Below are 12,436 nucleotides of genomic sequence, written 5' to 3' on the forward strand. Positions count from 1 at the left end.
TTATGAATATAACAAGAACCATATCTGAACAAGTTGCCGAAAAGATGGTAGCCCCGATAGTTGCTAAGATAAAGTCACTATCAGATGAAAGACAAATAATATCAGAGGAAGCGATTCAGAACTCTCTACCTAAAGATTTGAAAGATTGTTTTAAAAAGCACAGAAGTTGCTTTCAGAAATCATCCTGCGCAACCCTCTACTCCGGTAAACATGAAATTAGGATTGAGAAGCTATCATATTTTCCTGCTTCATCATCTTGGTATCCGCATATCGAAGTTGGTAGTCAAGTCATTGAACATCTTGATAAACTGCGGATAAAGATTGATAAACTAAACGATGAAAAAGAAAAGACTTACAATTCAATTGTATCAGCCCTTCTTTCTTTGAGGACATTTAAAAGAGCAAAAGAACAATTTCCTGATGCTTATGAGTATTTGAAAGAATACGAAGAACCAGGCAAAACAGCGGTGTCTTTACCTATTGAAGATATTCTCTCAACAATCAATAAATATAAGCCATGATAGAAACCAAGAAAAATGAGGAACGCTATATAACATCCGATCCTCACAAGATGCTCAATATGTATCTTGCAAAACGTGTCCTAAAAACGTGGACTGAAGACTTTGTAGACGAAGATACGGGACAAGTCGTATCAATCGAACGAAACGAAGTCTTATTTGAGCGTGGCGATTTAATCGACCAAGATCGATTGGCACAAATTCGCTTTAGTATGGAAGCTGATGGAATCAAAGAGGTAGAGGTGAGCAATCAGAAACGTATCGCCCAAGAACAGCCAAGTACTTACCTTCATCCATATATCGCACAGGCTAAAATCAAAGATAAGAAGCATAAGTTTCTATTCTACGCCAGTACGCTTGATACAGCCTTGCTTATCCTCAAAGACTACATAGAACTCAATTACTCTTTCGGCTTTACTATTGTCATGGTGAAAGAGTTCGATACTTGTATCATCCTTACTGACACTTTGAAAGAACGTAAGATTGATACTTTACCTCTTGATTGGGAAGAAAAAAACTTGAATGTAGAAGGTGACAATGAAGAAGATGAAAAGCCGGATGAAAAGAAGTTCTACCAAATTGAATCGAGAATAGTCTTCGGTAGTGGTGGTAGTGAATCAACCTATACGTTTGTGGTCCACACTTTCAACGTTGACCGTGCAATGATGATTATCACCGACTACCTAAAGAAAAAGCAATACGAAAGAGAAGAGGAAGCGAGAAAGGCCGGGCGTGAGTATGACAAAGAAGAAGTTCACGCTATGGTTGAATCTGCTAAACCTATTCCAGTTGGTAGATATATTCCGATGGAGTTCTCAATGGCTTACATTGAGACTAAAGAATAAGCCCGTGAGGGTGTATATTTTGTTTTTCATAGTATTATTTAAAGTTAGGACAAGTCCTGTATCAAGCGTGGTACAGGCAAAATTGGATAAGTGGCGGAATTGGTTAGACGCTAAAGTGATATGTTTATAGGTAGGTTGCACCCAAGCTAAGTGCATAAAAGTAACGGGCATAGCTATTTTAAATGTAATAGCAAAAATAACTCCTATCGTCCAGGTTCGAGTCCTGGCTTATCCACAAACTTGTGTGAGAAAGGGGACACGAAAGCATTCAGTTGCAAATGAATGTTTCTGTTGTGCGCAGACAGATAGTGTCCCCGACGTAATAAAGTGAGCAGCACTGTTCAACTGCATAGACTAAATTGTATGTAATGCCCCGGAGAATACGCTTCGGGGCTTTTAATTGGAAAATTATGGATGAAATTATAGCAGCTAAGATTTGCCCCTATTGCGGTAAGCCTACTGAATACGTGGATAGTTCCATAATCTACGGACGTTCCTACGGCATGATTTATCTGTGTCGTGATTGTAGAGCTTACGTTGGTGTACATAAGGGTACGAACCAAGCATTAGGACGTTTAGCAAATGCGGAATTGAGAGAAGCAAAGAAAGAAGCTCACTTCTATTTTGACCAGATTGCCAAAACAGACCTAATCAATAAGATTTGGAAGAAACACATTCCCAATACCTCGAACAGAAACAAAGCTTACTTATGGCTATCTAACCAACTGAATATACCCCGTGAAGTTTGCCATATAGGAATGTTCGATGTGGATGATTGTAAGCGAGTTATTGAACTATGTAAACCAATAGTAGAATGCCATATTACATAAAACGAACCAAGGCTAAGAAGAAAGACAAGCCTTTACCTCTGTTTGATAAAGCAGGGGTAACAGTAAAGAAGAAGCCGAATTTGAAAGCTAAACTTGATAAGGAGTTCTCTCTCTTTATCCGGCTTCGTGATTGTATGCCGAACGGATATTTTCGCTGTATCAGTTGCGGACAGATAAAACCGTTTGAGCAAGCCGATTGCGGGCACTACTTCAGTCGCACGCATTTGGCGACACGGTTTGATGAGAATAACTGCCATGCCGAATGCCGTCACTGCAATAGGTTCAAAGCTGATCATCTGGAAGGATATCGGGTGAATCTGATAGCCAAAATTGGACAACAGAAATTCGACTTGCTGAAAGTGAAAGCTGCCGGTACTTCTAAGAAGTCTGATTTTGATTATGAGCAGCTTATCAAGTATTACAAAGCACTTAATAAGAAACTACGAAAGGAGAAAGGAATATGAAATCCACTATCATTGAAGGAGTTGAGTATAAACTCACACCGATAAAAAAAGAAAATAAGACAGTAGCTTTATTTATCCTCACTATGCCCAAAAACAATTCATGGAATGGTAAATGGACTGGAGAAGGAAATTTATATGCCTATTCGCAGGTTGCATTTAGACGTGGAAAGCCAATCTATTCAAATCTAAAAGAAGGAAACTTCTATTATGATTTTGGCGATGGATGGGTAGCAAATGTGGAAGTCAGATATGTTACACCAAGCGAATCTAAAAAAATAATGCGGAAATCTAAAGGTTTCTGTGGATATACTTGGATGTGCGATGAGATAATGAAACTCGGAAGAATCAGAACCGTTACAGAAAGAAGAGCAGACAATGTACAAACTACGTGATTATCAACAGAAAGCATCTGATTCAGCCGTTTCTTTCTTCAGCAACAAGGCAAAGAAAACTAACGCCATCATGGTATTGCCTACAGGATCGGGAAAGTCGCTTATCATTGCGGATATAGCTGCAAGACTTGAGGGCCATACTTTAGTATTCCAGCCGAGTAAGGAAATACTCGAGCAAAATTTCAAAAAACTATGTTCATACGGCATTCTCGACTGTAGCATCTATTCTGCTTCCTTCAACTCAAAGGAGATAAACCGAATAACATTTGCTACCATCGGTTCTGTGAAAGCTCATCCCGAACTCTTTACTCACTTCAAAAACATCATTGTGGATGAATGTCATTTGGTAAACCCCAAAGAAGGAATGTATAAGGATTTCTTCGATGCGGTGAAGTGTAAGGTTCTTGGGCTGACAGCTACGCCTTATCGGTTATCATCCAGTCGTAATTTCGGTTCTATGCTGAAATTCATCACCCGGACAAAGTCTCATGTTTTTTCAGAGGTCATTTTCCATGTACAGGTATCAACCCTATTAGATATGGGCTACTTGGCGAAGCTAAACTATTATCCAATGAATCCTTCAGGATGGAATGAACTTAACCTGAAAGTAAATACCACCGGTGCCGACTATACCGATAAATCAGTTCAACGAGAATATGAACGGATAGACTTCTATGGTTATCTCGTTCATATCGTTCAAAGGCTGATAACCCCCAAAGCAGGTGGTAAGAGAAAAGGCATTTTAGTATTTACTCGGTTCTTGAAAGAAGCCGAACGGCTTACGATGTCAATACCAGGATGTGCAATTGTTTCGGGTGACACTCCAATGGCTACCCGTGAAATGATACTTAATAAATTCAAATCAGGCGAAATTCCGGTAGTTGCTAATGTTGGAGTACTTACTACGGGTTTTGATTATCCAGAGCTTGATACAATCGTTATGGCACGTCCTACGATGTCACTTGCTATGTGGTATCAGATAGTCGGTCGGGCTATTCGCCCCCACCCTTCTAAAGAATGTGGCTGGATCGTAGATTTATGTGGGAACATCAAACGTTTTGGCGAAGTCTCTGATTTACGGTTGTTTGATAGCGGTAATGGTAAATGGGTAGTTTGCTCTAAAGGAAGACAATTAACAAACGTGAGATTTTAATCGAATGGAAAACGATAAAGGATTTATAAAACTAAGCCGCAGGTTCTTCTCGAATATAATGTGGAATGAAGCCCGGACATTTAGCAGTTGCGAAGCGTGGTTAGATTTAATACAATCTGCACGATTTGATGCAACGCCCCGAAAGGAGTGTATCGGAGGTCGAGAGGTGGTCTATAATCGTGGGCAATACCCAGCATCCATCAGATTTTTAGCAAAACGTTGGCAATGGTCAGAAAAGAAAGTCCGTTCTTTTTTGGAGCATCTACGGAAAGAAGGTATGATAACTTCTGAATGTACACAAGGTATCAATATCATAACATTGTGCAAATATGACGAATATAACGATGCCGGCACAACAAAGGACACAAACAAGGGCACAGATATTGACATGGAAATCAATAGTTTAAAAGAAGAATGGGCACAATTAAGGGCACAACTTGCGGCACAGCCTACGAATAATCACCCGCCACAATCTGAATTTTCACAAAAATTAGGGCACACGGAGGGCACAAATACAAAGAAAGATAAAGAAAGAGAGTATATAGATATATCTCTTAATAATCAAAAGAAAGAAAATACTCCTAACGGAGTATCAAAGAAAGACAAGCTTTCTTCGCCCTCCCTTTCTGAAAAGGTTGATTACAACGGATTGATGGAATACTATAACTCTACATTCAAGAACAAACTTCAGCAGATAAAGTCAATGACCGAGGCTAGAAAGAAAGCCGTTAAAGCCCGGATATCCCAATATGGCAAAGAATCCATCAGAACAGCTTTTAATCTTGTTCTTCAGAGTCCCTTTCTTCTTGGAGGAAATGACCGCAATTGGAAATGTGATTTTGATTGGATATTTAAACAAGCAAATTATACTAAAATTTTAGAAGGTAATTACAATGGAAAACGAACTGATACTGCTGCCACAAGAAGAGAGTCGGTTGGTCGCCTTAAAAACCTCGCCGGAGCAATACTGCAAGATGCTTCGCCCCAAAACGATTGAAGATGTATTTTTAAGTTCAGAACCAGCAATAGGAACAATTACAAGGATACTTGGGGAAACAAAGTCAAGAGCCGCCGTTGTTCTTTTGCTTGCCGATGCTTTGGAATTTTTCAATGCTACTGAAACTATGTCTGATATTCAAGTAGCTATGACCGTTGATTTGATTATGGAGGAATATCCATACCTCAAAACGGACGACTTGAAACTCTGTTTCAAAAATGCCATGAAGATGAAATACGGACGAATATACAATCGTATTGATGGGCAGGTGATTATGAGTTGGCTTCGTGAGTATAATAAGGAACGATGTGCTGCTGCCGACACCCAGTCTTGGAATGAGCATAAATCACATATAGCGGATGAGTTAAAGCCTATGTCCGGCATGTTCTATGAAGAGTATAGAACAGAACTTGAAAAGCGTGCAGCATCTGGGGATGAATCTGCTATCAATGCTTTGCGTATATCTAATAGTCTAATGGATGAGCTATCCAAAAGAAAGTTTGAAAAGCAGAAAATGCAATTAGAAGAGTTTTATAATAAGCAAGAATCATGAAAGTAACTATCTATTGGATAACAAAGCATCTTGATCCTAAAGACATCCCTAGAATCAAAAAGAAAATCAGGGATAAGTTTAATATCCCGGACTATACTACCGTAAACGGTGAAACTCCTTGCGATATCAAGGAAGAAGATATTGAACTCCTTAGAGAGACAGAAAATCGTGGATTTATCCAAATAAGAAATAAATAAAATCATGTTAATAGGAACAACAAATCTCAATACGACTCTCAACTTAACCTATGTGTTGACAGATGTCGTAGAAACCCTTCTCTATGATTTGAGAAGCGAAATGGGAAAGCAAGGTTATGAGCTACGCCACGATGCAAAACGCAATTTCAACACAGCAATAGCCGCGATCCGTAAATTGAAACAAGATGTGGATAAATCCCAGCTATCCACACAGGAAAACTTCGGAAACGACTCCGATTGCCTTTTGGCTTTCATCCGGCTGTTGGTAGACCGCTGCGGTGACGATGACAAGAAGATGTTCGCATTTTATAATTACATCAAACGTCACCCTTCACAACTTGAACTCGATCTATCAGATGAAAAAAGTACATTCGCTCATATTTTCGAAAGTAATAAGAAGCCGGATTAGTCATGAGAATACTTCAAACATCCTCCTTCTCCTAGGAGTAAACATCTTATTTTACCTGGTGGTTTATGCGATAGCGGCCCACCTGATGGATAATATTAATTAAATCAAGATTAGTAAGATATGAAAGAAGTCGAACTATATAATGACCATTTCCAGAACTACAAAGTTTATGGAATCCCTAAAGCTCAACTAATTATAGCCGATGTCCCTTACAATTTGGGAAATAATGCTTATGCCTCTAATCCCTCATGGTATGTGAATGGTGATAATAAGAACGGAGAAAGTGATAAGGCGGGCAAACAATTCTTTGATACCGATAAAGACTTTCGCCCGGCAGAGTTTATGCACTTCTGTAGCCAAATGCTTATAAAAGAACCTAAGACTAAAAAAAGTGCACCATGTATGATAATCTTTTGTGAATTTGAAGACCAGTTCCGATATATCGAACTTGGTAAGAGATACGGTTTGGGTAAATACATAAATCTTGTATTTAGAAAAAAATTTTCATCGCAGGTTTTAAAAGCAAACATGAAAGTGGTTGGTAACTGCGAATATGGTCTTTTGTTGTATCGTGACAAGCTTCCAAAGTTTAACAACGACGGACGGATGATATTCAATTGCTTTGATTGGGTACAGGATAATGAAACACCGAAGGTTCACAATACCCAAAAGCCAGTACCATTACTTCGTAGGTTAATAGAGATATTCACTGATAAAGGTGATGTCGTTATTGATCCATGTGCCGGCAGTGGTTCTACTTTATTAGCTGCCGCCCAACTAGGACGCAGAGCATACGGATTCGAAATAAAGAAAAAGTTCTTCGCTGATGCGAATAAATTTGTATTGTCGCAAGTGCAGCAAGCACTATTTCAATAATTCAAGATAAATATGAGTAAAATAGATTTGAACGCCCTCCGTGATAGGGCATATAAAACCGCTTGTGAACACGGCTTTCACGATCAGGAATTGAGTAACGAGCACTGTCTTTGTCTTGTTATATCCGAACTCATGGAAGCTGTGGAAGCTGATAGAAAAGGTAAACGAGCCAATGTTGATCGGTATAATAAGAAGATTGCTAACAGCCGCATTTGTCAAGGGTTAGACCCAGACATTCCCAAAGAGCGTGGTTACGAAGTCGCATACAATGAAACTATAAAAGGCTCAATTGAGGAAGAGTTAGCCGATGCTGTAATCCGCTTGCTTGACCTTGCAGGACTTCGAGGAATAAGCCTTGAACTTGCCAACGGAGATATTGATGACTGTATTGAAGATATGGCAGAAGCCTGTAAAGACGAAACTTTCACCGAATCAATCTATTCCATCTCTACACTTCCTGTTAGGTATGACGGAATATTTGATTTTCCTACAGCCGTGAATGATATGATACTATCAATATTCGGGCTTGCCAAGCACTTAGATATAGACCTGTTTTGGCACATCGAACAGAAAATGAAGTATAACGAACTCCGTGAGAAGATGCACGGAAAGAAATATTAGCTATCAAATCAAAATAGCAAACTGTTAAAAGACCAAGTTTTTTAATGAATAAGACCAAGTAATGACCTTGCAAGTTCTTGAAGAATTATCAAGGATTTGCGAAAAACAGAAGAATAACTATTCTACTTATTGTGCCCCGGAGCATAATATCTCGCAGACTTACTGCCTGTCACTTTCTTTATTTGTCCTGGAGGAATTGTTTTATCCTTATGCGGGTGAACCCTCACCGACATACATGAAGCAATGTTAAGGCATAATGATATGCAGAATAACGTAAGTAGTAATTTGGTTCTCATATAATCTATTTTTTAATTAAACAAGTAGCAACAAAAAAAAGTTTGGAACAATGAAAGCAATAACAATAAAGCAACCGTGGGCCTCATTGATCGTTCACGGTATCAAGGATATTGAGAACCGGAGTTGGTGAACAAATTTCCGTGGACGTGTCCTTATTCATTCAAGCGCAAAGAGTGATATTGCCAAGTTTGGCTGCTTACAGCCAAATCAAAGACTAAAGATTCTTAATACGCCTATGAGCCGTATAGGTTTCAACGATCTTCCTTTTGGCTCCATCATCGGTAGTGTGGAGATCGTAGACTGCGTGCAAAACCATACATCCATTTGGGCGGATAAAGGTGTATATAATTGGGTATTGGCTAATCCTATCTTATTCCCTGAACCAATACCGGCTAAAGGTAAACTATCCCTTTGGGAATATGATAAGATTCAGGAACCCGTGTCAGATGGCGACCACAATGTTTGCATATGTCGTATATGCGTTGATGAAAAAGTGCAGGTGATGAGTATGGGAAAATATTGCGTATGTAAATATTGCGGTGGACGTTGGTACAAGTAAATTCAAATTGATATGGAAATGAAACAAAGCCGAATGTGTACAGTAAGTCACGGAAATTGCTCAAGAAGTTCGAACCTTCGGGGAGGTGGTTTAAAAGCTATCTTGCTATGCAGCACCTCTTCCGCTTTGTTTTTATAAAGATTAAAACAAACAGATATATGAGTAAAGATATGAAAGAAGCTGCAAAACAATATGCAGAAATAGAAATGAAAAAGGTGCTGAATGTTCGTGCAACGGCAGAACGTTCTTTTATCACTGGTGCAAAATGGGCAGAAAAGAATAAAGCAACTTCTAAAGCTATGTGCCTTAGAGATAAACTGAAGGAATGCAGCTTGTGCCACGAATGTGATGTGAGTGTATTGAATCCAAGTTATTAACGTAAAACAGGAATAGGAGGAATAAAATGAATCGTACAATAAAATTCAGAGGGAAGTCTGCCGATAACAGGAAATGGATCACCGGGTACTATTATCATGAGTGTGGTAATACATACATTGTAGAAGACAGGCAGTCATTATCGGAGACAAGCCGAAATGTTCCCTATGTAGTCATTCCCGAAACCGTAGGTCAGTTCACTGGATTATTCGACAAGAACGGAAAAGAAATCTATGAAGGGGATATACTCAACAACGGGCAGTGCAATTACTTTGTGTGTTGGAATAGTGAACGGGGCGCTTGGTGGCTAAAGAACAAAGACCTTATATACACTACACCTCTTGGATTTTTATCAATAGAACTATTTGTTGTCGGTAACATCCACGATAACCCCGAATTACTGAAAGGAGGTAAAGAATGACCAAAGCAGATTTTTTATGCGTACTTTACTCAAACTTTATAAATTAGATGCGTGAAAATACAGACAGAATCATTAACTTTGTGGAAACTTTGTCACAGACAATATCATTTGAAATACAGATTTACAGTTAGAGATGATAAATTTTATATTAAATAAAAGGCCTCTGTCCTATAATTCGGCAGATCCTGCTAAAAAAAAGAGATATAAAGCCGAACTTGTAAGTTCATGTCAAAGGAAGTACAAACGAAAATTAAAACCTTATACTTCAGAACATTTATATGGCTTAGTCTATTATTTCTTCAGAGAAAACTTATCTTTAGATGCGGATAATCTTAGTAAGCCTGTGTGGGATTCTTTAAATGGCGTTTTATACGGCGACGATAGTCAGATAATTACTCGATCAATAATAGCAATAGATTTGAATCAATATGATGTAAATCTTATTGATTTTAGTGGATTAGATGGAGAAACTATTGTAGATATAGTAAATTCTGTATTTACGGAAAAGCATACACTTTACATTGAGTGTGGATTAGTTAATAATAATATGTGGATTTTTAATTTAGAGGAAAATGCAAATAGATTATAAGTATATTGAGAAGTATTACCATAGAATGGCTGAGGATCAAATTACCGATCAATACAAAAAAATGGGATATACAGTTAAAAGAGAGGTGCCTTTAGGTAGATTTAGGGCTGATTTAGTCATTGAAAATGAATCAGAAAAAATAGTTATTGAAATTAAAACTCGAAAATTGAGATCTGAAGTTAAAACTCGTCTGAAGGATATTGCTGACTATGTCAAGTCTTTAGGTGATTACAAATTTCGTATAGCTATTGCAATACCTCCTAAAAATAAGCAAATAACGGTTGACGGTATTGAAGATGCCTTGCTGGATGCAATGAATTATTCTATTCCTGATAATATTGATATTTTAGCAACACACTCTCGAATAGAAGAAGTTCACGATGTTGATATACATACCCTGTGCATAAATGGACAAGAAGTAAATTGCATTGGTGAAGGTGTTCTGGATGTTATGTTGCAGTATGGGTCTGATGGCGATCAAGCCAGAGGGGATGGGTTAGAAACAACAGAATCTTTTTCTTTTAAATTTGATGTGAATCTTGAATTAGAAAAAAACAAGATTCGTAATGTTGATATAATTAATATAGATGTTGACACTTCAGAATTTTAACCACCCAACACATCAACCTTAAAATTCTCTTTGCCCAGTACATATACCAAATCCCTGCCCTTGGCTGTCAGTTGACCGCTGAGGGCGATTTGTATATTCTAGGAGCCTCGACCGCCGGGCATCATCCCATGCAGTTTTGATACTGAGGCAATCACTTCAGGATACAAGTATTAGAATTATCGTCACCATCGCATACGTTAATCTAAGCAAGCTCACCCTTGTAAGTTTCAGTGCATTCTTTTGAGCTTTCTTGTTAACGAGTACCGTCTAGCTACCGCTGCAATTATCACCCGGCATTGAATCTAACGGTTCGATGCCTTTTTTATTTACCCTGTCCTCACTTGCTAACTCAGGTTGGTTAGGCGGGGACTTAATTTATAAATAACAATGGAAATAGATACTTACCTATACGCTGAATCTATGAAAGCAGCGTTGAAAGTGAAATTCCTTGCAAACAGCGAGGAAATAAAACTGTATGCTGTATCTCTTTATAATGCTTCAATATGGAGCAGAGAAGTAGACAAAAAAAATAAAGCCATTCTCAAAAGGAATAGGGCTTTAAAATAGAAAGGGAGAATCTGCCAGCACGACCAAGCATTGATTCTCCCAAATCTTACACGATTATGATGCAAATATACTATTTACTTTTAAAATAATCGTGTTATGGAACTGAATTTTGATAGAATTATTCGCTTAAAAAAGATTAGAATCAAGAAATCAGAACTTTCCGAAGAAGAGAATGCAATATCTACGCCTATTCTATCTGATAAAAGCCTTATTTATGAAATCTATAAGATATTCGCTGAGATACTCAACGAAAGAGATTGTCCCCCATGCCTCGAAAATGTCACCCAAAGAAAGAAGTTCATCTTTATTATTCTATACTTGTTTTCACCCAGTACACTTGCCGGTGGAAAGACTGTTTATGGGATAAGAGGGGAAATTGCAAAGGTTGTTGGCATTCAATCTGAAAGTACAATTTCCAACAACTGCGAAGATGTTGTGTTTCTGTATCAAAATTACGGTGATTTTAGCGAGGATATAGACTATCTTTACACAGAAATTATAAATCGTTTGAAATTCAAAGGGCTAATCAATTAATGTGCCGGAGCACTTAACTCCGGCATACTTTGTTTACCAATACCTTAACCAAAATTCATTAAAGATGTCACTTTGAGTATCCGGAGCCCCATTATCTTGAAGTTCGGTTAATGGGATAAGTTCGAAATCATGCAATTGACATATCTCTCTAATAGGTTTCAGGTATTTCTCTTCTTCATGACATGTTATCAACCAGTAGTGCTTAATAACATCTTCATCGTTAGCATAGTCTCTATTAAATTTTTTCTTATATACTTCTAGTTGACACCTAGAAGCTCCATCTTCGTCTGTTGCATTATGAATAGGAGAATACGCCTTATTTTCTATTAATATGGCATGTTTCTCCTTTTGCTCATTGATAGTTAAAACTACATTAACCCATAAATCTATATTATAGCATTGCTTTTCAACCTTGACAGATTCTATATTAGTCAAATTATCAATATTTCTATGAAGTAATTTTCCCAAAATGGCACGCGAGTATTCATATAGTAGAGAATCTGCTGTACTGCATGAATTTTGGGCCATTCTTAGCGTCCATGATATAACGTAATCCATAATGGTTTCCAGCTTCCCATCTTTGTCAATCGTGTCATCACGCATAAATTTTGAGATTTTACTTTCCATAT

19 protein-coding genes and 1 pseudogene are annotated in these 12,436 nt (G+C 37.9%); 19 read left to right on the forward strand and 1 reads right to left on the reverse strand.

Annotated elements, in window-relative coordinates; genetic code table 11:
- The first annotated feature begins 2 nt into the window (after positions 1–2).
- From KSX81_RS25845 to KSX81_RS25935, 19 genes and pseudogenes are all read left to right on the forward strand, one after another.
- On the forward strand, positions 3–521 hold the full coding sequence (locus KSX81_RS25845; protein ID WP_118299775.1) for an Nmad5 family putative nucleotide modification protein: 519 nt from the start codon (positions 3–5) through the stop codon (positions 519–521).
- Positions 518–1,363: an RNA polymerase subunit sigma gene (locus tag KSX81_RS25850; protein WP_217725877.1), complete on the forward strand. Its 846-nt coding sequence runs from the start codon at positions 518–520 to the stop codon at positions 1,361–1,363. Before KSX81_RS25845 ends, KSX81_RS25850 begins: the two co-directional genes overlap by 4 nt.
- Positions 1,364–1,773: 410 nt before the next feature.
- Positions 1,774–2,193: a zinc-finger-containing protein gene (locus KSX81_RS25855; protein WP_118299773.1), complete on the forward strand. Its 420-nt coding sequence runs from the start codon at positions 1,774–1,776 to the stop codon at positions 2,191–2,193.
- A complete protein-coding gene (locus tag KSX81_RS25860) occupies positions 2,178–2,657 on the forward strand; it encodes a recombination protein NinG (protein WP_118299772.1) in 480 nt (159 codons plus the stop codon). Before KSX81_RS25855 ends, KSX81_RS25860 begins: the two co-directional genes overlap by 16 nt.
- Complete coding sequence (locus tag KSX81_RS25865; protein WP_099147150.1) at positions 2,654–3,049, forward strand: hypothetical protein; 396 nt, start codon at positions 2,654–2,656, stop codon at positions 3,047–3,049. Before KSX81_RS25860 ends, KSX81_RS25865 begins: the two co-directional genes overlap by 4 nt.
- Positions 3,033–4,202: a DEAD/DEAH box helicase gene (locus KSX81_RS25870; RefSeq protein WP_217725878.1), complete on the forward strand. Its 1,170-nt coding sequence runs from the start codon at positions 3,033–3,035 to the stop codon at positions 4,200–4,202. Before KSX81_RS25865 ends, KSX81_RS25870 begins: the two co-directional genes overlap by 17 nt.
- A gap of 388 nt (positions 4,203–4,590) precedes the next feature.
- Positions 4,591–5,199: a hypothetical protein gene (locus KSX81_RS25875; protein WP_254888211.1), complete on the forward strand. Its 609-nt coding sequence runs from the start codon at positions 4,591–4,593 to the stop codon at positions 5,197–5,199.
- The gene (locus KSX81_RS25880) at positions 5,096–5,752 is read left to right on the forward strand and encodes a DUF6633 family protein (protein ID WP_254884211.1); all 657 of its coding nucleotides are present in this window, start codon (positions 5,096–5,098) and stop codon (positions 5,750–5,752) included. Before KSX81_RS25875 ends, KSX81_RS25880 begins: the two co-directional genes overlap by 104 nt.
- Positions 5,749–5,949, forward strand: a complete 201-nt coding sequence (locus KSX81_RS25885) for a hypothetical protein (protein ID WP_217725879.1) — start codon at positions 5,749–5,751, stop codon at positions 5,947–5,949. Before KSX81_RS25880 ends, KSX81_RS25885 begins: the two co-directional genes overlap by 4 nt.
- Before the next feature lie 4 nt (positions 5,950–5,953).
- Positions 5,954–6,358: a hypothetical protein gene (locus KSX81_RS25890; protein ID WP_118299769.1), complete on the forward strand. Its 405-nt coding sequence runs from the start codon at positions 5,954–5,956 to the stop codon at positions 6,356–6,358.
- A 120-nt stretch (positions 6,359–6,478) separates the two neighbouring features.
- On the forward strand, positions 6,479–7,234 hold the full coding sequence (locus KSX81_RS25895; RefSeq protein WP_217725880.1) for a DNA-methyltransferase: 756 nt from the start codon (positions 6,479–6,481) through the stop codon (positions 7,232–7,234).
- A 12-nt stretch (positions 7,235–7,246) separates the two neighbouring features.
- Positions 7,247–7,855: a hypothetical protein gene (locus tag KSX81_RS25900; protein ID WP_217725881.1), complete on the forward strand. Its 609-nt coding sequence runs from the start codon at positions 7,247–7,249 to the stop codon at positions 7,853–7,855.
- Between the two features lie 346 nt (positions 7,856–8,201).
- Positions 8,202–8,711: pseudogene (locus KSX81_RS29160) on the forward strand (ASCH domain-containing protein).
- Between the two features lie 158 nt (positions 8,712–8,869).
- Positions 8,870–9,088 carry a hypothetical protein gene (locus tag KSX81_RS25910; protein ID WP_217725882.1) on the forward strand — a complete coding sequence of 73 codons (219 nt, stop codon included), beginning with the start codon at positions 8,870–8,872 and terminating at the stop codon, positions 9,086–9,088.
- A gap of 26 nt (positions 9,089–9,114) precedes the next feature.
- The gene (locus KSX81_RS25915; protein WP_217725883.1) at positions 9,115–9,507 is read left to right on the forward strand and encodes a YopX family protein; all 393 of its coding nucleotides are present in this window, start codon (positions 9,115–9,117) and stop codon (positions 9,505–9,507) included.
- A 133-nt stretch (positions 9,508–9,640) separates the two neighbouring features.
- Complete coding sequence (locus KSX81_RS25920) at positions 9,641–10,096, forward strand: RusA family crossover junction endodeoxyribonuclease (RefSeq protein ID WP_217725884.1); 456 nt, start codon at positions 9,641–9,643, stop codon at positions 10,094–10,096.
- A gap of 25 nt (positions 10,097–10,121) precedes the next feature.
- A complete protein-coding gene (locus tag KSX81_RS25925; RefSeq protein ID WP_217731659.1) occupies positions 10,122–10,706 on the forward strand; it encodes a hypothetical protein in 585 nt (194 codons plus the stop codon).
- A gap of 387 nt (positions 10,707–11,093) precedes the next feature.
- Positions 11,094–11,273, forward strand: a complete 180-nt coding sequence (locus tag KSX81_RS25930; RefSeq protein ID WP_217736708.1) for a hypothetical protein — start codon at positions 11,094–11,096, stop codon at positions 11,271–11,273.
- A gap of 96 nt (positions 11,274–11,369) precedes the next feature.
- A complete protein-coding gene (locus KSX81_RS25935) occupies positions 11,370–11,807 on the forward strand; it encodes a hypothetical protein (protein ID WP_118299761.1) in 438 nt (145 codons plus the stop codon).
- A 33-nt stretch (positions 11,808–11,840) separates the two neighbouring features.
- On the opposite strand, the gene KSX81_RS25940 is transcribed toward KSX81_RS25935, so the two are convergent.
- On the reverse strand, positions 11,841–12,434 hold the full coding sequence (locus KSX81_RS25940) for a hypothetical protein (protein WP_118299760.1): 594 nt from the start codon (positions 12,432–12,434) through the stop codon (positions 11,841–11,843).
- Between the last annotated feature and the right edge of the window lie 2 nt (positions 12,435–12,436).

Source organism: Bacteroides sp. MSK.18.37 (genome assembly GCF_019129155.2).
GTDB classification, from domain to species: Bacteria; Bacteroidota; Bacteroidia; order Bacteroidales; family Bacteroidaceae; genus Bacteroides; species Bacteroides ovatus.

What these genes read in the sequence shown, in the direction of transcription:
- KSX81_RS25935 (WP_118299761.1), top strand. Translation starts at nt 11,370, where the DNA reads ATGGAACTGAATTTTGATAGAATTATTCGCTTAAAAAAGATTAGAATC.
- KSX81_RS25845 (WP_118299775.1), top strand. Translation starts at nt 3, where the DNA reads ATGAATATAACAAGAACCATATCTGAACAAGTTGCCGAAAAGATGGTA.
- KSX81_RS25920 (WP_217725884.1), top strand. Translation starts at nt 9,641, where the DNA reads ATGATAAATTTTATATTAAATAAAAGGCCTCTGTCCTATAATTCGGCA.
- KSX81_RS25855 (WP_118299773.1), top strand. Translation starts at nt 1,774, where the DNA reads ATGGATGAAATTATAGCAGCTAAGATTTGCCCCTATTGCGGTAAGCCT.
- KSX81_RS25860 (WP_118299772.1), top strand. Translation starts at nt 2,178, where the DNA reads ATGCCATATTACATAAAACGAACCAAGGCTAAGAAGAAAGACAAGCCT.
- KSX81_RS25910 (WP_217725882.1), top strand. Translation starts at nt 8,870, where the DNA reads ATGAGTAAAGATATGAAAGAAGCTGCAAAACAATATGCAGAAATAGAA.
- KSX81_RS25850 (WP_217725877.1), top strand. Translation starts at nt 518, where the DNA reads ATGATAGAAACCAAGAAAAATGAGGAACGCTATATAACATCCGATCCT.
- KSX81_RS25930 (WP_217736708.1), top strand. Translation starts at nt 11,094, where the DNA reads ATGGAAATAGATACTTACCTATACGCTGAATCTATGAAAGCAGCGTTG.
- KSX81_RS25885 (WP_217725879.1), top strand. Translation starts at nt 5,749, where the DNA reads ATGAAAGTAACTATCTATTGGATAACAAAGCATCTTGATCCTAAAGAC.
- KSX81_RS25900 (WP_217725881.1), top strand. Translation starts at nt 7,247, where the DNA reads ATGAGTAAAATAGATTTGAACGCCCTCCGTGATAGGGCATATAAAACC.
- KSX81_RS25875 (WP_254888211.1), top strand. Translation starts at nt 4,591, where the DNA reads ATGGAAATCAATAGTTTAAAAGAAGAATGGGCACAATTAAGGGCACAA.
- KSX81_RS25890 (WP_118299769.1), top strand. Translation starts at nt 5,954, where the DNA reads ATGTTAATAGGAACAACAAATCTCAATACGACTCTCAACTTAACCTAT.
- KSX81_RS25915 (WP_217725883.1), top strand. Translation starts at nt 9,115, where the DNA reads ATGAATCGTACAATAAAATTCAGAGGGAAGTCTGCCGATAACAGGAAA.
- KSX81_RS25940 (WP_118299760.1), bottom strand. Translation starts at nt 12,434, where the DNA reads ATGGAAAGTAAAATCTCAAAATTTATGCGTGATGACACGATTGACAAA.
- KSX81_RS25870 (WP_217725878.1), top strand. Translation starts at nt 3,033, where the DNA reads ATGTACAAACTACGTGATTATCAACAGAAAGCATCTGATTCAGCCGTT.
- KSX81_RS25925 (WP_217731659.1), top strand. Translation starts at nt 10,122, where the DNA reads ATGGCTGAGGATCAAATTACCGATCAATACAAAAAAATGGGATATACA.
- KSX81_RS25895 (WP_217725880.1), top strand. Translation starts at nt 6,479, where the DNA reads ATGAAAGAAGTCGAACTATATAATGACCATTTCCAGAACTACAAAGTT.
- KSX81_RS25880 (WP_254884211.1), top strand. Translation starts at nt 5,096, where the DNA reads ATGGAAAACGAACTGATACTGCTGCCACAAGAAGAGAGTCGGTTGGTC.
- KSX81_RS25865 (WP_099147150.1), top strand. Translation starts at nt 2,654, where the DNA reads ATGAAATCCACTATCATTGAAGGAGTTGAGTATAAACTCACACCGATA.